The following is a 19,095-nucleotide window of genomic DNA, read 5'->3' as shown; positions in this document are numbered from 1 at the left end:
AACGGCGAGTGTTCTGCGATCAGGATTCGGAGGCTGGCAAGTTCGCTGCGCCTCCTCGGCTCAGCCGAGAGGCCAGCACACCAACCAGGAAGGTCGTCCCTGATCCCACCAGGGCGAAATAGGGCCAGGCCAGTGCCCCCTCGAACGGATAAAGCGACTCGGGCAATTTCGTCGGCCCGAACCGGGCATAAGAGACCGCCATCAACCCCGCGACGAGTCCGATCAGGGCCGATCGCTGGTTGACCGTCGTCGTAAGGATGCCAAGCAAAAACACGCCCAGAATGATCCCGGTCACGAACGAGGCAATCGCCAGGGCATCCTCGACCACCGGGCTCTCCTGGAACTTCGCCGCCGCGACGCCGGCAATCCCCATTTGAGCCAGCCCCCAGACGACCGTCATGACCTTCGAGATCCCGAGCAGTCGCTCTTCGCTCATCGTCGGCGCCATCGGCCGGATCAGGTCGTTGACGGTCGAGGAGGCCGACGCATTCAGGGAACTCGACAGGGTGCTCATCGCCGCCGAGAAGATCGCCGCCACAACCAGGCCCACTAGGCCCGTCGGCAAGTAATTGACGATGAACGAGGCGAACTCATCATCCACCTGCAACGGCCGATCGGGCGGATATTCCGAATAAAAGATGGAAAGCGCAACGCCAATCAATAAGAAAAGCGCGAACTGCGCAATGACCACGAAGCCGCTACAGATCAAGGCCACCGCCGCCTGCGTTTGCGACCGGGCCGACAGGTATCGCTGAACCATCATCTGATCTGCGCCGTGCGTCGACGTGTTCAAGACAACTCCGCCGATCATTCCCGCCCAGAAGGTGAACGGTTGCGTCAGATCAAATGTGAAATTGAACATCCGGAACTTTTCGAGCGCATTGCCCGTTTCCCAGAGATCAGCCCAACCCCCATCAAGTCGGCCGACCATCAAGAACAAGGCCGCCACGGCTCCAATCATGTAGATGATAAACTGCGTTACGTCGGTCCAGACGACCGCCGTCATTCCACCAAGGAACGTGTAAACAATCGTAGAAACACCCATGAGAACAATCGCGATGGGCATTGCCCATTCGATCGGCATGATCGATGCCGCCCCGTCTCCCACCAGACCGCTCAGGAGCAGGAGATTGCGTAGGACGAGGGCCGCCAGAAAGAGTCTCAGGCCGTCTCCCAGGGTTCTTGAAAGCAGAAAGAGCACTGAGGCCGCTGTCTTGGTCGCCCCTCCAAACCGATCGTTAAGCACCTGATAGGCTGTGTACATTTGCCCCCGAAAGTAGCTCGGGAGCAGAACGATCGAGACCAGCACTCGGCCCACGATGTAGCCGAGGGCCAGTTGCAGATAGGTGAAATCGCCTCCCTCTCGAAAGCTCAGGCTCGGCACGCTCAGAAAGGTGGCGGTGCTTGTCTCCGTGGCGACGATCGAGAGCATCACGGCCCACGCGGGGACCTGTCCCCCTCCCAGGAAATACCCTTTCAGTCCCTTGCTTCGCGACCCCAGGATCGAGCCGAAAAGCGTTACGCCAACGATGTAAACGACGATGATTCCAAGGTCGATCGGGCTCATGGGCAGGAAACCGGGCCTTCGGCGAAGTCGATATGCGGGTCAGGCAAGCGAATCAGCCTACCCGGCTCGATCGCAATTGGCCACTCCCGCCCGAGGTTCCGACTCTGGGGAGCGTCGAGATGTTCTGAGACCACTTCCGGCAGGGGAGATCTTCCTCCCGACTCGGTCATGAGGCTATAATGAAGGGTGCCATTACGAGCCGAATGGTCTCGAAGCGTCATCTGGTCCTTCGGTCTTTGCCCGATGGCTTCCAGGATGAATGGCCCCTCCCGCCCTACCGTTGCCGGTCGCCGACCCACGCGAAACGAGGTCCGGAGTGCTCCCTCCTCCACCGAGCGTTAGCCGCCGTGATCTGTTCCGGTTCCGCTCTCCCGCCAGAGCGTCTGAACCGAACGCTCCGGTCCCTTCCCCGGTGCTCGAACGGCTCAACGGAGGCGATCTCGTGCTGGCCCGTCGTCCGGGCATGGGCTCCTATTTCGAGGTCCGGTTGCCGGTTCGAACCCCGGGTGCTGCTGCCCTTGCCCAGTCAGCACTCGACGTGATCGACTCCGTCGAATTCCTGCTCACGATCTATCGAGACGATTCCGAGGTCAGCCGCCTGAACGCCTCGGCCCATGAGCAGCCAGTCCGCGTCTCTCCCGAACTCTTTTCCCTGATCGAGCAAGCCCTCCAGATCGGTCGTCAGACCGGCGGGGCCTACGAGCTTGCCTCCGGGGCGTTAAGCCTCGCCTGGGGATTCATCCGGGGGCCCAGACGGGTTCCCAGCCCTGATGAACTGGCCGATGCCCGAGATCGTTCGGGGTGTCACCTGCTTCAGCTTGACCCCGAACAATCAACGATCCAGTTCACGCGCCCTGGAGTTGTCCTGAACTTCGGCGCGATCGGCAAAGGCTACGCCCTCGATCGGGTCACTCAGCTCATCCGCGATTACTGGTTCCCGACCTCCGCCCTTATTCACGGGGGCCAGTCCAGCCTCTTTGCCCTCGGGTCGCCCCCCGATCGCCTCGGCGGACGCTGGCAGATTAAGGTGGTTGATCCGTTCGACCTCTCCCGATCGGTCGGCACGCTGCACCTCAGGAATCGCGGCCTCTCGACATCCGGCGGCTCGATTCAGTGGTTTGAGGCCAACGGGCGATTCTACAGCCACATTCTCGACCCCCGAATCGGAGAGCCGCTCGACGCCGATGCCCCGGCCAGCGTCACGGTCCTCGCTCCCACGGCCGCCGAGGCCGATGCCCTCTCCACGGCCTTCTCGATCCTTGGCCCCGACGGATCGGCCTCAATCCTCCGTGACCGCACCGACGTTGCCGCCCTGTTCGTCCTCCGGGGAGAGGAAGGCCGGTCCCGGACGGTGACGTTCAACCTCACCGAACACGATTTCTCCCCCGAGTCCCTCGAAGGCGCGACCGCCCCGCCGTAAACTGTCGGGATTGCATCCCAGGCCCCTGGTCCGTTCCAGGGCCTGGGAGACTCGCTCCTCGCCCTGGAGCCGCGTCTCGTTTTCCTCTGTAGGAGGGTCGCCCACGATGGCCCCGCGTTGGTATTATCCCGGCTTCTTCGGCGCCTTGTTCCTGGTGCTGCTCCGCATCGCGATCGGCTGGCATGTCTATTACGAGGGCCGCGACAAGATTCAGAGCCAGGACACCGCTCAACCCTTCTCCTCGGAATCGTACCTGAGAAACGCCACCGGCCCGCTTGCCGAGAACTTCCGCAATCTCGTTCCCGACGTCGATAGTCTCGATCAGCTCAATCCCGAACTGCTGAACCAGTGGTGGGATGAGGAACTGCGACGAGCCTCGGCCCACTTCCAGTTCACCCCCGATCAACTGGCCCAGGCCCGCGAACAGCTCGACCAGACCAAGGCCCGCGCCGATTCCTGGTTCGCCGACGACGAGAACGCCGATCAGATCGCCGATTACAAGGACAAGGTCGCCCAGGTCCGCGAAGGGCGCCGTCAACCCCCCGAGATGGCCTTCGAACGTGATCGGCTGCAAGACCTTCTGTACGAAGTCGAAACCCTTCGCAAGGACCTCACTGCCCCGATCGACCAGTGGACGGCCGACCTGAGAGCCTCCTGGATCGCACTTGCCGAGCCGGATCAACTGGAAACTGCCGGGGAACTCGGCCCTGCTCCGTCATCGCTCGACCAGATCGACCTGATCACCATGTACGGTCTGACCATCTGCGGGCTTCTGCTGATGGCCGGTCTGTTCACCCCCGTTGCGGCCTTGGGGGCCGCCGGCCTGTTGTTCCTCTTTTACATCAGTATGCCCCCTTTCCCGGGCTTGCCTCCGAACCCCCGGGCCGAGGGAACGTATTTGATCGTAAATAAGACCCTGATCGAGATGCTCGCCCTGCTCGCTTTGGCGGCGACCCCCAGTGGCCTCTGGTTCGGCGTTGACCGTCTGTTGTTCGGCTGGATCGATCGACGGAACATCGCCTCTGCTGCCGAGGCCGGCGAGCCCCGAGCCACCGCGTAATCTCCTCCTTCCTCGGGCCGTCGCCCCGGCCCGATCGCCCCGACGTTGACCGGTCCTGGAACGTTTCCGGACCGCTTCGAACCGACAGGAGCTGCCAAGCATGACCAACCATCTCACCGACGAGCAGCGCGCCATCGGTCGGGCCAACGCCTACGCCGCGATCGGCGGGCTGGAGACCGGCCCCCGAGCGGGCTACCCGACCCGTCGCGACTTCCTCGTGGCCGCCGCCGCCGCCGGGCCCGCCCTCGGCGCCCTTTACTTCGGCTACAAGCCTCTGGGCGACAAGCCGGCCGTCAAGGCCGCGGTCATCGGCACCGGCAACGAAGGTTGCGATGCCATGATCCGCCAGTCGAACCGCGATTACATCAACTACATCGGCTTCTGCGACGCCCGACCCTACAACCAGAAGCGCGCCCTCGACTACTTCGCCCGTCAGGACCTGGGCCAGTACACCAAGTCCGACATCGCGGCCCTGAAGAACTACGGCACGATCAAGGAGGTCCTCGACGACCCCGAGGTCGAGGTCGTCGTCATCGCCCTGCCGCTCTGGCTGCACGCCCCGGTCGCCATCGACGCGCTGAAGGCCGGCAAGCACGTTTTCTGCGAAAAGCTGATGGCCCATGACATCAGCGAATGCAAGGCCATGATCAAGGCCGCCCGAGAAAACAACCGCTTGCTGGCCATCGGCCACCAGCGGCACTACTCGGCCATCTACGACAACGCCAACGCCCTGATTCGCGCCGGCATGCTCGGCGAGATCCGTCACATTCGGGCCTCCTGGCACCGCAACAACGGCCAGCTCCAGTTCGCCAAGAACGACGACGGCACCATCAAGTACGACGACAAGGGCGACCCCGTCATCCTCCGCGACGACGACGGCAACCCCCTCTACTACGACTCCTGGAAGCCCCGCTACGAGGAAGGGGACGACAAGGTCGACCTCGACGCTATTGCCTACAAGGCGTCCGACGGCAAGGTCTACAAGTGCAACAATCACGACGAGCTCGTCCGCTGGCGGCTCTATGACAAGACCGGCGCCGGCCTGATGGCCGAGCTGGGCAGCCACCAGCTCGACGCCTGCTCCATCTTCCTCGGCAAGCAGCACCCGCTCGCCGTCTCCGGCTTCGGCGGCACCTACTACTACCAGGACGGCCGCGAGGTCGACGATCACGTCTTCGTCAACTTCGAGTTCCCGAAGATCGGCGCCAACCTCGACAGCCGCGGCGTCCCCGACACCGACGAGCGCGTCGTCGTCTCCTACTCCTCGATCACCACCAACGCCTTCGAGGACTACGGCGAAACCGTCATGGGGACCTACGGCACCCTGATGGTTTCCAAGGAATACGACATCTACCTCTACAAGGAATACGACCGCAACCGTCCCCAGGACAACTGGGCTGGCCGGTCCACCACCATCTCGGTTGAATCGGGCAACGCCCTGGCCACCAGCCCGAGCCTCGCCGGCCCCTCGCAGGCCCAGTCGCTCGGCGCCATGGCTGCCGGCCCCGGCGACCTCCCCTCCCGCGGCTACCGCGAGGAGCTGGAGCATTTCGCCTACTGCATCCGCAACGGCGACCCGGACAACTACAACGGCGACCCCGACCACCAGCCCCGCTGCCCCGGTCCCGTCGCCCTTGCCGACGCCGTCATCGCCCTGACCAGCAACCTGGCCATGCGGCACAACGCCCGGATCGAGTTCAAGCCCGAGTGGTTCGATCCCGAATCCCCGGCCGTCCCCGAGGCTGACTTCTCCGGCCGCCTCGCCCGCGGCCGCGCCTGATCGCATCGAGGCCCCTGCAGTTCGCTTGACTCCGGCCCGGTCGGGAGGCTTCCCCCTCCCGGCCGGGTCGTTTTGCGTCCCATACTCCGCTCAACACCGTTGCCTTGTCTCCGATCCGGACGGTACCCTCGGAACATCCTCTCCCCCCCGTTGCAAGACACCAGGGGCCTCGCCAAGGGTCCCGCCAGGAGAACGTGTCGATGCGATTGAGCATGGTGCTGACCACCCTTCTCGGAGCCGCCCTCTCCCTCACCCCTCCCAGCGGCGCCATCCAGGACCAGCCCATCCCCCACGGTCAGGACCGCCCCCCCAACCCCGCCCGCACCCCCGCCGAGGCGATCGCCGCGATGACCGTCCCCGACGGCTTTACCGTCGAACTCGTCGCGAGCGAACCGGACCTCGTCAACCCCGTCGCCATGACCTTCGACGAAAGAGGGCGCATCTGGGTCACCGAGAGCCTCGAATACCCCCGCCGCGAGCCCGGCCCCGGCCGCGATCGCGTGAAGATCCTTGAGGATACGAATGGCGACGGTTCGGCCGACTCCGTCCGAATCTTCGCCGAGGGGTTGAACATCCCCTCGGGCATTGCCGTCGGCCACGGCGGGGTCTGGGTGGCCAATGCCCCCGACATCCTCTTCTATCCCGACGCCGACCGCGACGGCGTCGCCGACGGCCCCCCCGAGGTCGTCGTCACCGGCTTCGGCCGCTACGACACCCACGAGCTACCCAACAGCCTCACCTGGGGCCCCGACGGCTGGCTCTACGGCTGGAACGGCGTCTTCAACCCGAGCAAGGTCGAGCAACACGGCAAGACATTCGAATTCACCTGTGCCATCTTCCGCATCCACCCGACCACTCGCAAATTCGAACTCTTTTGCGAAGGCACGAGCAATCCCTGGGGCATCGCCATCGACCCCGAGGGCTCGCTGTTCGCCTCGGCCTGCGTGATCGACCACCTCTGGCACCTGGTCGAGTCGGGCTACTACCATCGGCAGGGGGGGCCTTATCCGCCGTTCACCTGGAAGATCGAGTCCATCGTCGATCACTTCCACCAGAAGCGTGCTTATTGCGGCATCACCTACTTCGACAGCGACGCCTACCCCCCCGAGTACCGCGGCAAGCTGTACATGGGGAACATCCACGGCAATTGCATCAATGTCGATTCCCTCACCCGCAACGGCTCCACGTACCAGGGCCACGGCGAAGCCGACTTCCTCTCGGCCAACGACGCCTGGTTCATGCCCGTCGTCCAGAAGGTCGGCCCCGACGGCTCCCTCTACATCCTCGACTGGTACGATCGCTACCACTGCTACCAGGACGCCAACCGCGACCCCGCCGGCATCGACCGCCTCAAGGGGCGTCTCTACCGCGTCCGCTACGCCAACACCCCGCGCCGGGCAAACTTCGACCTGGCTTCCGAATCGAACGACTCCCTCATTCGGCTCCTCGACAGCCCGAACGTCTACGACCGCGACATCGCCCAGCGCCTCCTGACCGAGCGCCTCAAATTCGGAGGTGTCGGCCACGAGGTTCCTCTCTACAAGAAACTCCGCTCCGCAGTCTTCTCCGACGATCTGGGACGCAAAGGTCGCCTGCACGCCCTCTGGGTCCTCGTCAGTTGGAACGGTCACGGCCTCGACGGGCTGGATCACGTCCCCGACATCGCCCAATCCGCCGTCACCCTGACCTCCGATCACCTCCGTGACCTGCTCGCCTACGACGACCCGACCTTCCGCGCCTGGGGCGTCCGCTACGCCGGGACCCTCGGCCGGGTCGAGCCCGACGTCCTCGAAACGCTCGTTGCCCTCGCCGACGACCCCTCGCCCGACGTCCGCCTCCAGCTCGCCATCGCCTCCCGGAAGGTCGAGGGGCTCGACGGCATGGCCACCCTGCTCGCTGTGCTCGGGTCGACCGAATCCGACGACCCCTTGCTCCCCCGCGTCGTCTGGCAGAACCTGCACCCGATGCTCAACGACCCCGAGGCCGTCGCCCGCCTGGCCGCTTTGCTCCAGGGTGCCGACCGACGCTGGTCGCTCCCGCTGGCCGAGATGCTGGCGAGGATGCTCGACCGCATCATCGCCGTCGATGCCGTCCCCGGCGAGCAGCTGGCCGACCTGGCCCGGTTCATCATCAAGCACGAATCGGTTGATGACGACTCGCGTCGGGCGAGCCTCGCCACCCTCGCTGATCAGGTCCGACAAGGGCGGTTCGATCCCGACCGGCTCGCGTCGCTCCGCGACGGCCTTCAACGGGACTTCCGCAACGCACTGGCAAATCAGGACGACCCGATTCGTTCCACCTTCGCCCGGCTCTCCGCCCTCTGGGGAGACGCCGACGCCCTGGCCCTTGTCCGCCAACGGTTCGCCGACCCCGAGGCCGAGGATGCCGAGCGTCGGGCGGCGCTCGATGTCCTCGTCGCGTCCGATGACACCGAGGTATTGCCCGCCATCGCAGCGGTCTTCTCCCGTCCCGAGGCCGGCTCTGTCGCCTTCCGAGGGGAGGTACTCGCCGCGATCGGCCAGATCAACGAACCTCGGATTGCTGATCTGATCCTAAGCTCCTACTCCACCTTCGAGCCCGAGCTGAAGCCCCGTGCCGTCGCCCTGCTCACCCAGCGTCCCGCCTGGACCCGGTCCTTGCTCGAAGCGATCGGGCGCGGCGAGCTGCCGACGCAGGTCCTCAACGTCAATCAGGTCCGTGCCCTGCTGGAAAGCCCCGATCAGGAACTGGCCGACCTCGTCCGCCAGACCTGGGGCACCGTCCGCGAAGGGCGCGACCCGGCCCGGGAACAGGTCCTCGCCCGCATCCGCGACGACCTGAGCGAGGCCAATGGCGATCCGATCGCCGGACGGCTTGTGTTCGATCGCGTCTGTGCCCAGTGCCACCAGATGTACGGCAAGGGGGAACAGGTCGGCCCGGACCTCACCGGCAACGGCCGAGGCTCTTATGAACAACTGCTCTCGAACGTGCTCGACCCCAGCCTCGTCATCGGCGCCTCCTATCAAGGCACGATCGTGGCCACGGCCGACGGCCGCATCCTGGCGGGCCTGGTGGAAGAAGACAACGACCGCCGGATCGTCCTGAAACTCCAGGGGGGCGAGCGGGCGGTCATTCCCCGCGATCAGGTCGAGGAGGTCCAGGTCAGCCCTGTCTCCCTCATGCCCGAGAACCTGGAGGAGCAGATCACCCCGAGCGAGATGGCCGACCTCATCGCTTTCCTCTGCCTCGACCGCGCCCCCGAAGACCCCGAGGCCCGCCCCATCGACGGCACCCCCCGGACCCTCATCACCCCCCGAGCGGCCCCCGCCTCGTCCGAAGGATCTCAGGAATGAGCACCCGATCATTGATCGATCTCCGATCCGATACCGTGACTCAGCCAACCTCCGCCATGCGCCGGGCGATGGCAGAGGCCGAGGTGGGTGATGACGTTTACGGCGAAGACCCGACCGTCCTCGCCCTCGAATCCCGGGTGGCGGACCTGCTCGGCAAGGAAGCCGCCCTGTTCGTCCCCTCGGGCACGATGGCCAATCAGATCGGCATCGGCTTGCATGCAGGCCCAGGAGATGAGCTGATCTGTGACGCTCGCGCTCATGTCTATGTCTGGGAGGCCGGCGGCATCGCCCGCCACTGGGGGGTCCAGGCCCGCACGATCAACCCGCACGGCGGCCTGATCGGCCTCGACCACCTCCGCGATAAGATCCAGCCCGACAACGAGCACTACGTCCGAACCCGCCTCATCTGCCTGGAGAACACCCACAACCGTGCCGGCGGCCGGGTCCAGCCGATCGAGTCGGTCCGCGAGATTTCGGGCTGGGCCCGCGAGCATGGCCTGGCCATGCACCTCGACGGTGCCCGATTGATGAACGCCGTGGTCGCCTCGGGCGTCCCGGCCCGCGACTGGGCCGCCGCGTTCGATACCGTCTCGATCTGCTTCAGCAAGGGGCTGGGGGCTCCCGTCGGCTCGGCCATCGCCGGATCGGCCGATCTGATGCGACGCGCCCACCGGCTCCGCAAGGCCCTCGGCGGCGGCATGCGGCAGGCCGGCATCATCGCGGCTGGAGCCCTGTACGCCCTGGAGCATCATGTGGATCGTATCGCCGAAGACCATGCTCATGCCCAGATGATCGCACAAGCGGTTGAGCACGCACCTGGATTGTCGCTTGAATCGGGTCCGGTCGAAACGAATCTCGTCTGGATTTCGGTCGACCCCGAGGTCGGCACCGCGCGCGAGGTGGCCGATCGGCTTCGGGAGTTGGGGGTCCTCGTCAGCGCCCTGGGCCCCCAGATCCTCCGGGCGGTGACTCACCTGGACTGTTCCCGATCGCAGGCCGAGCAGGCTGCCGAGGCCATCTCTCGGGTGACCGAGGGGATGGCCCGAACCGCCTGAGACCCGCTCATGCCCCGAAATCCGCTTCACCGCTGGGATCTTGCGCCCGACGAGGCTCGCATCATTCAGCGCGAGCTGGCCGATCGGCTCGACACCACCTCGCCGCTCGGCCCCTGTCGCCTGATCGCGGCGGCCGACGTCTCGTACAATCGGGGCGACGACCGCCTGTTCGCAGCCGTGGTCGTGATCGATGCGGAGACGGACGCAATCGTGGAACGAAGCGGCCTGATCGCGACCGCAAGCTATCCCTATGTTCCGGGTTTGCTCTCGTTCAGGGAAGCCCCGGCCGTGCTGGATGCGTTCGATCGCCTGAGGCATCGCCCCGACGTCCTGATCTGCGACGGTCAGGGGATCGCCCACCCCAGGCGTCTGGGAATCGCCTCGCACGTCGGCCTCTGGCTTGATCTGCCAACGGTCGGGTGTGCCAAGTCTCGCTTGTGCGGCACCTTCGAGGAGCTGGGGCCGGAGCGTGGGGATCGCTCGCCGTTGATCCATCTGGGGGAGACGATCGGAGTTGCCCTCCGAACGAAGCGGCGTACGAACCCGGTTTACGTCTCTCCGGGGCATCGCTGCGACCTCGACAGTGCGATCCGGATCGTCCTGGAGACGACCGGGACATACCGCCTCTCGACGCCGATCCGGTTCGCCCACGCGTATGTGAACGAACTGCGGCGGCAGGCTGGGGAGCGGCCAGCCCCCCCCTAAGGCGCCAGTTCGGGCGTTGCCCTGAGCGTTCCCACCGAACGATGGGTCTGTCCCAATGCCCGACCGGCATTGCCCGATTTGGAGGCTTTGTGTAAGCTCCGCTCCGTTCGCGCCGGGCGATCCCCTCTCGGGTCGCGCGGAGCAGATCGCATCTTCGGAAGGACCCGAGGAATCAAAGGCGGCAGGGATGGATCGCAGGCAGCTCCGGCTTGTGCTGGTCACCATGACGTCACTGACCCTGTGTTCGGGGTGTCGGACTGGGGTGCGCCATTTCGCGGAGTTGAACGATCCGGCTCCGTTCGTCCGGGCCAGGGCGGCCGGGCTCGATGATTCGGTGAGTGATGCCCAGGCGATTCCGGCCTTGATTGAACATCTGGAGGACGTGGACCCGGTCGTCCGCCTGTCGAGCCACGAGGCGCTCCGGCAGCGGACTGGCCAGGACTTCGGCTTCGTGCCGTACGGGACTCCGGAGGAGCGATCGGCCGCTGTGGCCCGGTGGCGGGCGTGGTGGGCGTCGCAGATGGCTGCTCCAGCGGATCGTCGGCGCGTGCCTGCGGTCGGAAATGCCCCTCGACGCTGATCGAATTGCCGCCCGATGAACGACCCCCGGCCAGGGAGGGCCGGTCCATGTCCGACCGCATCACCGCAACGATCGAGCCCGAGCCTTTGCCGAGCGTGCTTGCGCCGCTCCGGCCGATCGTCCTGCTGCTGGCTTATGTCGGGGGTCTGGTCCTCTGGCCGATTCGGGCGTTCGCGGCGATGGCCGAGCCCAGGCCGACCGGCACCCTGTCGCTCCGGGCCGCGACGATGGCCCAGCTGGACTGGCTGGTTCTTGCCGGATTGCCCATCGTCGGGCTTGTCCACATCGGCATGGGTTCGTTTTTGTCCATGCAAGCATATTTTGGCGCGACCTTCGAGGCTGGGGTGGGACCGGTGGTCGGCGTCGGCCTGATCCGCAATGGCGGCCCCTTGCTCTCGGGGTTCATTCTTGCCGGGTTGCTGGCGAGCCGGGCGACGGTTGAGCTGCGGACCCAGCCCCGGCCAGCGATTGACGCCGATCCCGAGTGGATTGCCGATCGGGACGTGGCGCTGGGCCTCCAGGCCGACGACCGATCGGGACCGAGTGACGCCAGGGCGACCCTGCCTCGGTTGATCGCCGCGGCCCTGATGGGTCCGGTGCTGGCCGCCTGGGGGACGGCGGTGGGAACGCTGGTCGGTTACCGGATCGCCCACGTGGTCCTGGGGATTCCCCTCGAAACACTGTTCGACACGTTTGCCGAGATGCTCTGGATGCGAGACGTGGTCGGCCTGGTGGTCAAGGGGATTGTCTTCGGCTCGATCGCGGCCTCGGTGGCCTGCTTCGAGGGGACCCATCGAGATGCCTTGCCGCCTCATGTGGCGGGCCTGCGGGCCTGCTGCGTGGCGATGACATTGATCCTGGGATTCAACCTTTCGTGGTTCCTGTTTGCGTACCTCGCTGGGCCGGCGTTCGGCCCGACGGTCCTGCCGACCTGACCCGGACCGGACCTGCGCGACCCAGCCCTGGAGACGGATATCCCCATGAGCCGCTCGACGATCCGAGACGCCCGCGTCGGCCTGGTCCTGGTGGCGGCGGTGGCGGGCCTGCTTGGCCTGGTCGTCCTGGCCGGAGGAGGGCCGGGCTACCTGGTGACCGATCGCACCTCGATCGACGTCTACTTCCGAGACGGCCAGGGAATCCGTCCCGGCCATCCGGTCCGGATCGCCGGCCTGGAGGCAGGTCGGGTGTCGGACGTGGATATCGTGGACCACGAGGGGGCCTTGCGGGCTCGGGTCCGCCTGTCGATTGCCCAGGACCTCGCGAGCCGCCTGAAGCAGGATGCGGTGATTGTGATCGTCTCGGGCCTGACGGGCTCGTCCAGCGTCAATATCGCCTCGGTGGGAGAGTCGGGCGTGGCCTGGGTTCCAGGGCAGCCGATTGAGGGGATCGAGAGTTCTCTGTTCGATCCTCTGCTGGAACAGGTCGGGCTGGGCCCGGTCGAGCGCGGCCATCTGAGTCACACGATCGGCCAGGTCCGGCGGACGATTGACGAGATTTCGCCGAGGCTTCAGAAGACCCTCGCCGCCTTCCAGCAAGCAGCGGATGATGTCCAGCAGGCCACCGAGATTGCCGGTCCGGCCGTGGCCGGCGCCTCGGGCAAGCTCGACGCCATGACCGATCGGGTCGAGGCCCTGCTCGTGCAGGCTGCAACTCTGGTCGACGAGCTGGAAGGGGCTGTGGTGGAGAATCGGGAAGGGATCGCCGAGACGGTCGAGAACGTCCGCCACCTGTCGAGCAAATCGAACGTGATGCTCCAGCAGTATGGACCGAAGCTCGGCGAGCTGGCCGAGAACCTCGACGAGACCCGGATGCGGGCCGATCGGGTCCTGTACCAGGCCGACATCTCGCTGGGGAACATCTCGGGCATTTTGGTCAACAACAGGGCGAACATTGAGCGGACGATCGGCAACGTGCGGGACATTACCGACTCGGGCCGAATGACGGTCGAAAAGATCCGGGCCAATCCGCTGTTGATCAGCCCACTCTACAAGCCGGGCCGCGACGCCGAGATTGCTCTGGCAAACTTCGACACGGCCAACGTTGTCCTGAAGGCGGCCAGCGAGTTCAACGACGCGGTCAAGCACCTCCAGGCATTGCGGACACAGATGCAAACCCCGCAGCAACAACAGGCGGTCGACCAGATGCTTCAACGAGCTTCCGCCATCAACGCGCAGCTCGAACCGATGATGCGAGGACTGGCCCAAGGGATCCAGGCCCAGCCGCAACCAGACCGAAACCGAGGGGGTGGTCTGATGAATCGGGAGTAAACGTCTGAATCGATCCCGTGATTTTCGCATTTTCGGTTAAATTCGTTCCAGCTTCCGGCCGATCTTAGAGACAGACGAAATGATTGTGATGGTCCTCAAGCCCTCGACCGCGGCTTTATCCTCACGAGGGGGATAAGGGGTCGAGATCGGCGGGCCAGAACAGTGAGACCGAGCCGGAATCGGCTGGCAGGGTCTCTCCCAGGTGCAAAAGGAGACGCAAACCATGGAAATCCACGGCGCCGGCGGCCCCCAGGGCCCGCAACCGATCTATCCCCGACTGGCCTCCTTCAGCGTCGAATCCGCGGCCAACGCCCCGGCCGCCGCACCGAAGGATCAGGTCGAGATTTCTCAGCTCGGCCTGGTGCTCGACGGGATTCACAGTCTGCCGGAAATCCGCCACGAGAAGGTCGAGGCCATCCGTCAGCAGATTGCCGAGGGGACCTACGAAACCCCCGAGAAACTGGATCGAGCCCTTGATAACCTGCTCTCCGAGCTTTCCGGATTCTAATCCAGGATGGCTCGCTCGGTTGTGATTGCTCGTGTGTGACCCCGGGCCGAAGCCACCGGCCCGGGTCGTTTTGCGGCCGTGTCCGCATCGAGGTCCTAGAGGATCGAACCCCCCGAGGCGGGTTCCCCTGGCCGCGATCGATGGGAGGCGCTATAATCGAGAATTGTTCTCGATTCTTCGCCGAAGCCATCAGGTCGACGGCCGTTTGCCACGTCCCGAGAATCGCCTCACAGGAACGAGCATTGTGACGCCACCTGCCGACCTCGAACCGCTTCAGGTCAAAGAGAGTCCCGAAGAGAAATTTCGTGAGTTTCTGGAGATTCGGGGTGAGAAATTGACCGAGCCAAGGCGGGTTCTGGTCAACCATATCTTTAATTCGCACAAGCACTTCGATGCGGACGAGTTGGTCGCCGATCTGCGCGAGGCGGGGCGTCGGGTCAGTCGATCGACGGTGTATCGTTCCCTTCGATTGATGGTCGAAGCCGGCTTGCTTCGCGAGCTTCGGCTCACGAATCGGACGGCGTACGAGCATAATTACGGTTACCCATCGCACGATCACATGCACTGCTCCGAATGTGGGGCGATCGTTGAGTTTCGCAACGACGAGATCCGGCGCATTCGGGATGTGATTGCCCAGCAGTTTGGTTTTCGGGCCGAGAATCATAAGTTTGTGATCACAGGTCAGTGCCCCGATTGCCTGAAGGCTCGCAGTCGCAGGCGGAAGCTCGATCAGATTTAAGACGAAAGCAGGCCTTCATCGAGCCAAGCCCGGATCGGCCATGGATTTTTGACCTCCTTTGATGACGCCTTCGTTCGATCTGAGGGACGTTCATGCTGATTGTCCATGTGCACATCCAGGTGAAGCCGGATCAGGTCGAGGCGTTCAAGGCGGCCTCGGTGGAGAACGCAAGGAACAGTCGGCGAGAGCCGGGTGTCGCGCGGTTCGACGTGCTCCAGCAGCAGGATGATCCGACCCGATTTGTACTCGTTGAGATTTACCGGACCGCCGAGGCTCCGGCGGAACACAAGCAGACGGCGCACTACCAGACGTGGGCCGAGACGGTAGCCGACATGATGGCGGTGCCGCGGTTCAGCGTGAAGTTCGACGCAGTTGATGCCGAGGCGTAACGCCCATGATCTTTGAGTTTGCCACGGCCGGACGCATCCTGTTCGGGCTGGGAAAGGCCGCGATGCTCCCCAGCCTGGCGAGCGACCTTGGCCAGCGGGCCCTTGTCGTGCTGGGAGGCGCTGAGCGGGGACGTGACGGGCTGACGGCAGGCCTGGCGGAGGTCGGCATCGCGTCGGTGGTCGTCGCGGTCAGCGGAGAGCCAACCACACATCAGGTGGATGAAGCGACCCAGCTTGCACGCGACGAGCGGTGTGATCTGGTGATCGCCCAAGGTGGCGGCAGCGTGCTCGACGCCGGGAAGGCGGTGGCTGCCTTGCTTGGCAATCCGGGAGAGGTGCTCGACTACCTGGAGTTGGTCGGGAAGGGGCAACCGTTGCAGCAGCCTGGCGTCCCTTTTCTCGCCGTTCCGACCACAGCCGGGACCGGGACCGAGGTCACCCGGAACGCCGTGCTCGACGTGCCTGAGCATCGAGTGAAGGCGAGTTTGCGGAGTCCGTACCTGCTGGCCCGACTGGCCGTGATCGACCCGGAACTGACTGTCTCGATGCCCCCGAAGATCACCGCCTTCACCGGCATGGATGCGTTGACACAACTGATCGAGCCGTTCGTCAGCAACGCGGCCAACCCCATCACCGACGGCATCTGCCGCGAGGGGCTGGCCCGAGCGGCGCGATCGCTGGCCCGTGCCTTTGAGGATGGCTCGGACCTTTCCGCCCGAGAGGACATGGCCCTGGCGGCTCTCTGTGGTGGGATCGCCCTGGCCAATGCACGCCTCGGGGCGGTTCACGGCTTCGCGGGAGTGCTGGGAGGAGCCACTGGACATCCTCACGGAGCGATCTGTGCGCGGCTGCTGCCGATCGTCATGGAAACCAACCTGTGCGCGATCACTCAGCGGGGAGACCCGGCGATCCTCGATCGGTTCGCCGAGGTGGCTCGCACGTTGACCGGCGATCCTGAGGCCGAAGCCCTCGACGGGGTTGCCTGGGTCCGAGCCCGTTGCGAGGACTTCCAGATTCCAGGGCTGGGAGAAGCGGGGTTGTCGAGCGACGATTGCGACTGGATCATCCCGATCGCTCAGCGGGCGAGTAGCATGAAGGGGAACCCTGTAGCCCTGACCGACGCGGAACTGTGCGCGATTCTTGAGGAGGCACTCTGAATGGGCACTGATCCGCCGAGGGGCAGAGACGGAGAGGGTTGAATCGAGGGATGTGACTCGAGGTTTGAGGAGCATCGGGCAAGGACTCCGAAAGCACTGGTTCGCAAAAGGGCGAGCGCTCGGGGTCCTCCCAGGGTTCGGTTGCGATCTCAAGGACGAACCGGACAGGCTATCGCGCCGAGTCGAGCACGACGATCCGACGGGAGCCCAGGTTCGAGGGATCGACCGTGATCGACGAGGCTTCGACCCGATCGACAGGCCAGTCGGGCAAGCACTCAAGGAATCGCTCGACGGGCTGGAGCGCGAGGTTGATCTTCGGGGTGAGGTAGTGCATCGGGAGGATAAGCTTCGGGTCGAGGGCCGCGATCAGATCGGGGATGAGCGGGAAGTCGATCGTGGGAGGGCCGCCGGCGGGGAACAGGAGGATCTCGGGCCGGCCGAGGCGGGTCAGTTCTTCGGGGCTCAGGGCATGGCCGAGGTCGCCGAGGAAGGCGACATGCAGGCCTTCGGCCCGGAATTGGAGGATCGTGACCTCGTCGCCGGGGAGCTTCTCGGGGGTCTCGAAGACCGGGATGGCCTCGAACCGAATGCCGAGGGCCTCGACTCCTTCGGAGGGGAACTCCGTGCCCAGCAGGTACTGGAAGGGGGGAACGATCTCCGAAAGGCCGCTGTGGTACTTCGCATTCTCGTGGCTGGCGACGACGAGGTCGGCCGGATCGGCGATGGGGGCGTAGGAGCCGGCGTCGGCCGAGGTGTAGGGGTCGAGGATGATCCGAGTCCCCTCGGTCTCGATCAGGAAGGCGGCGTGTCCGTACCAGAGGATGCGCATCGTTCGGGATCTCGTTCGAGTCGGGGTCGGAGGGTTGCCCGGGAGGAATCGGGCGGAGGCGATGGGCGTAGCGTACACGGAGGATCGGTACGGGTCACGAGGGTGGAGGCTGGGTGGGGACGGGAGGGGGATCGCGCGCAGAGACGGAGAGGAGAGGAGAGAGCGATCGGATCGCCCGCTGTGGCTCTGCGGCACTGGGGGCCATCGGGAGCGTGCCTCTGGAGCCGATCGGCCGGGGCTGGGAGGGTCGGCGATGATCGGGTACAACGGTCGTGACGAGGGCTGGACGGAGGGGAGGGAGGGCGTCCCATGCGCATCATGTTTCTGAGTTGCCTGCTGGCGGCGACAGGGGTGGTTCAGGCCGAGGGGCCGGCGCAGAGTCCTGAGGGTGAAGACGATCGACAGCCGAACGTGGTGCTGATCTTCACGGATGATCAAGGGACGATCGACGCGGGTTGCTACGGAGCCGACGATCTGACGACCCCGGCGATCGACGCCCTGGCAAGCCGAGGGGTGCGGTTCACCCAGTTCTACGCGGCGGCTCCGGTCTGTTCGCCGTCGAGGGCGGGGCTGCTGACGGGACGGTATCCGATCCGAGCCGGGGTGCCGGGCAACGTCAGCTCGACCCGGGGGGTGCCGGGGATGCCGACGGAGCAGGTGACGATCGCCGAGGTCTTCCGAGAGGCCGGCTACGCGACGGGGCATGTGGGGAAATGGCATCTGGGATACTCCCCCGAGACGATGCCGAGGGGCCAGGGGTTCGACTCCAGCTTCGGGCACATGGGAGGGTGTATTGATAACTACTCCCACTTCTTCTACTGGGCCGGGCCGAACCGGCACGACCTGTGGGACGACGGCGAGGAGGTTCACCGGCCCGGCCGGTTCTTCCCGGACCTGATGGTCGAGCGGGCCGAGACGTTCATCGAGGAGCACCGTGACCGGCCGTTCTTCCTGTACTTCGCTCTGAACATGCCCCACTACCCGTACCAGGGGGAGCCGGAGTGGCTGGATCACTACGCAGACCTGCCCGAGCCGAGACGGCAGTATGCCGCCTTCGTCTCGACCCTCGACGCCCGGGTCGGGAGGCTGATGGAGGCAATCGATCGGCTCGGTCTGACCGAGGAGACGATCGTCGTCTTCCAGTCGGACCACGGGCACTCGACGGAGGAGCGGGCCTTCTTCGGCGGCGGCAGCGCGGGGCCGTACCGGGGAGCAAAGTTCAGCCTGTTCGAAGGAGGGATCCGAGTGCCGGCGATCGTCCGATGGCCGGGGCATCTGCCCGAGGGGGAGACCCGCGATCAGGTCGCTCTCGGCTGCGACTGGCTGCCGACCCTGATGGACCTTTGCGGGATTGAGGACAACCGGCTCGACCTCGACGGGATGAGCCTGGCACCGGTCCTCCGAGACCCCGACGCCCCAAGCCCGCACGAGGTCGTTCACTGGAAGGTCGGCCGAGGGAGCGGGGCGCAGTGGGCCGTGAGGCAAGGCCGTTGGAAGCTGATCGGCAACCCGAGAGATACAACGAACGGGGCCAATCCGATCCCCGACCTCGGCCCGAGGTTCCTGGTGAACCTGGAGGAGGACCCGGGCGAACGGGTGAACCGGATCGAGGATCAGCCCGAGATTGCCCGGAAGCTGGAAGCGCGGCACGAGGATTGGTTGAGATCGGCCGATTCGGATGCGAATTGAGCCACGGGAGATTGCCGT

The 19,095-nt window shown here is 65.2% G+C and carries 16 protein-coding genes; 14 read left to right on the top strand and 2 right to left on the bottom strand.

The annotated features are described in order from the left end of the window. Positions 1-19: 19 nt before the first annotated feature. Positions 20-1,567 (bottom strand): sodium:solute symporter, encoded by a 1,548-nt coding sequence (locus HG800_RS01560; RefSeq protein ID WP_206352079.1) that lies wholly within the window; start codon positions 1,565-1,567, stop codon positions 20-22. A 316-nt stretch (positions 1,568-1,883) separates the two neighbouring features. On the opposite strand from HG800_RS01560, the gene HG800_RS01555 reads away from it, so the two are divergent. From HG800_RS01555 to HG800_RS01495, 13 genes are all read left to right on the top strand, one after another. Continuing rightward, on the top strand, positions 1,884-2,987 hold the full coding sequence (locus tag HG800_RS01555; RefSeq protein WP_169972960.1) for an FAD:protein FMN transferase: 1,104 nt from the start codon (positions 1,884-1,886) through the stop codon (positions 2,985-2,987). 106 nt (positions 2,988-3,093) lie between these two features. Next, positions 3,094-4,047 (top strand): DoxX family protein, encoded by a 954-nt coding sequence (locus HG800_RS01550; protein WP_169972958.1) that lies wholly within the window; start codon positions 3,094-3,096, stop codon positions 4,045-4,047. A 100-nt stretch (positions 4,048-4,147) separates the two neighbouring features. Then, positions 4,148-5,827, top strand: a complete 1,680-nt coding sequence (locus HG800_RS01545) for a Gfo/Idh/MocA family protein (RefSeq protein ID WP_169972956.1) — start codon at positions 4,148-4,150, stop codon at positions 5,825-5,827. Positions 5,828-6,027: 200 nt separating this feature from the next. Then, positions 6,028-9,159 carry a PVC-type heme-binding CxxCH protein gene (locus HG800_RS01540; protein ID WP_169972954.1) on the top strand — a complete coding sequence of 1,044 codons (3,132 nt, stop codon included), beginning with the start codon at positions 6,028-6,030 and terminating at the stop codon, positions 9,157-9,159. Beyond that, complete coding sequence (gene ltaE, locus HG800_RS01535; RefSeq protein WP_169972952.1) at positions 9,156-10,214, top strand: low-specificity L-threonine aldolase; 1,059 nt, start codon at positions 9,156-9,158, stop codon at positions 10,212-10,214. Before HG800_RS01540 ends, ltaE begins: the two co-directional genes overlap by 4 nt. A 9-nt stretch (positions 10,215-10,223) precedes the next feature. Further along, entirely contained in the window at positions 10,224-10,919 is a 696-nt protein-coding gene (nfi, locus tag HG800_RS01530) for a deoxyribonuclease V (RefSeq protein ID WP_169972949.1), read from the top strand. A 187-nt stretch (positions 10,920-11,106) separates the two neighbouring features. Further along, positions 11,107-11,499: a hypothetical protein gene (locus HG800_RS01525; RefSeq protein WP_169972947.1), complete on the top strand. Its 393-nt coding sequence runs from the start codon at positions 11,107-11,109 to the stop codon at positions 11,497-11,499. Positions 11,500-11,546: 47 nt separating this feature from the next. Further along, entirely contained in the window at positions 11,547-12,434 is an 888-nt protein-coding gene (locus tag HG800_RS01520) for an ABC transporter permease (RefSeq protein ID WP_169972945.1), read from the top strand. Positions 12,435-12,479: 45 nt separating this feature from the next. Then, entirely contained in the window at positions 12,480-13,766 is a 1,287-nt protein-coding gene (locus HG800_RS01515; RefSeq protein ID WP_169972943.1) for an MlaD family protein, read from the top strand. Positions 13,767-13,989: 223 nt separating this feature from the next. Then, positions 13,990-14,274, top strand: a complete 285-nt coding sequence (locus HG800_RS01510; protein WP_169972941.1) for a flagellar biosynthesis anti-sigma factor FlgM — start codon at positions 13,990-13,992, stop codon at positions 14,272-14,274. A gap of 244 nt (positions 14,275-14,518) precedes the next feature. Then, positions 14,519-15,013 (top strand): Fur family transcriptional regulator, encoded by a 495-nt coding sequence (locus HG800_RS01505; protein ID WP_169972939.1) that lies wholly within the window; start codon positions 14,519-14,521, stop codon positions 15,011-15,013. A gap of 92 nt (positions 15,014-15,105) precedes the next feature. Then, positions 15,106-15,402: a putative quinol monooxygenase gene (locus HG800_RS01500; RefSeq protein WP_169972937.1), complete on the top strand. Its 297-nt coding sequence runs from the start codon at positions 15,106-15,108 to the stop codon at positions 15,400-15,402. Between the two features lie 5 nt (positions 15,403-15,407). After that, the gene (locus HG800_RS01495) at positions 15,408-16,559 is read left to right on the top strand and encodes an iron-containing alcohol dehydrogenase (RefSeq protein ID WP_169972935.1); all 1,152 of its coding nucleotides are present in this window, start codon (positions 15,408-15,410) and stop codon (positions 16,557-16,559) included. 169 nt (positions 16,560-16,728) lie between these two features. On the opposite strand, the gene HG800_RS01490 is transcribed toward HG800_RS01495, so the two are convergent. Beyond that, positions 16,729-17,388: an MBL fold metallo-hydrolase gene (locus HG800_RS01490; protein ID WP_169972933.1), complete on the bottom strand. Its 660-nt coding sequence runs from the start codon at positions 17,386-17,388 to the stop codon at positions 16,729-16,731. A gap of 309 nt (positions 17,389-17,697) precedes the next feature. On the opposite strand from HG800_RS01490, the gene HG800_RS01485 reads away from it, so the two are divergent. After that, entirely contained in the window at positions 17,698-19,077 is a 1,380-nt protein-coding gene (locus HG800_RS01485; RefSeq protein WP_169972931.1) for a sulfatase family protein, read from the top strand. Positions 19,078-19,095: the final 18 nt, after the last annotated feature.

Source organism: Tautonia rosea (genome assembly GCF_012958305.1).
GTDB classification, from domain to species: domain Bacteria; phylum Planctomycetota; class Planctomycetia; order Isosphaerales; family Isosphaeraceae; genus Tautonia; species Tautonia rosea.
This window is presented reverse-complemented; position numbering and strand designations above follow the sequence as displayed.

Excerpts from the sequence above, each read along its gene's own strand:
- HG800_RS01545 (WP_169972956.1), top strand. The coding sequence starts at position 4,148 with ATGACCAACCATCTCACCGACGAGCAGCGCGCCATCGGTCGGGCCAAC.
- HG800_RS01485 (WP_169972931.1), top strand. The coding sequence starts at position 17,698 with ATGCGCATCATGTTTCTGAGTTGCCTGCTGGCGGCGACAGGGGTGGTT.
- ltaE (WP_169972952.1), top strand. The coding sequence starts at position 9,156 with ATGAGCACCCGATCATTGATCGATCTCCGATCCGATACCGTGACTCAG.
- nfi (WP_169972949.1), top strand. The coding sequence starts at position 10,224 with ATGCCCCGAAATCCGCTTCACCGCTGGGATCTTGCGCCCGACGAGGCT.
- HG800_RS01540 (WP_169972954.1), top strand. The coding sequence starts at position 6,028 with ATGCGATTGAGCATGGTGCTGACCACCCTTCTCGGAGCCGCCCTCTCC.
- HG800_RS01490 (WP_169972933.1), bottom strand. The coding sequence starts at position 17,388 with ATGCGCATCCTCTGGTACGGACACGCCGCCTTCCTGATCGAGACCGAG.
- HG800_RS01510 (WP_169972941.1), top strand. The coding sequence starts at position 13,990 with ATGGAAATCCACGGCGCCGGCGGCCCCCAGGGCCCGCAACCGATCTAT.
- HG800_RS01500 (WP_169972937.1), top strand. The coding sequence starts at position 15,106 with ATGCTGATTGTCCATGTGCACATCCAGGTGAAGCCGGATCAGGTCGAG.
- HG800_RS01550 (WP_169972958.1), top strand. The coding sequence starts at position 3,094 with ATGGCCCCGCGTTGGTATTATCCCGGCTTCTTCGGCGCCTTGTTCCTG.
- HG800_RS01560 (WP_206352079.1), bottom strand. The coding sequence starts at position 1,567 with ATGAGCCCGATCGACCTTGGAATCATCGTCGTTTACATCGTTGGCGTA.
- HG800_RS01525 (WP_169972947.1), top strand. The coding sequence starts at position 11,107 with ATGGATCGCAGGCAGCTCCGGCTTGTGCTGGTCACCATGACGTCACTG.
- HG800_RS01520 (WP_169972945.1), top strand. The coding sequence starts at position 11,547 with ATGTCCGACCGCATCACCGCAACGATCGAGCCCGAGCCTTTGCCGAGC.
- HG800_RS01495 (WP_169972935.1), top strand. The coding sequence starts at position 15,408 with ATGATCTTTGAGTTTGCCACGGCCGGACGCATCCTGTTCGGGCTGGGA.
- HG800_RS01515 (WP_169972943.1), top strand. The coding sequence starts at position 12,480 with ATGAGCCGCTCGACGATCCGAGACGCCCGCGTCGGCCTGGTCCTGGTG.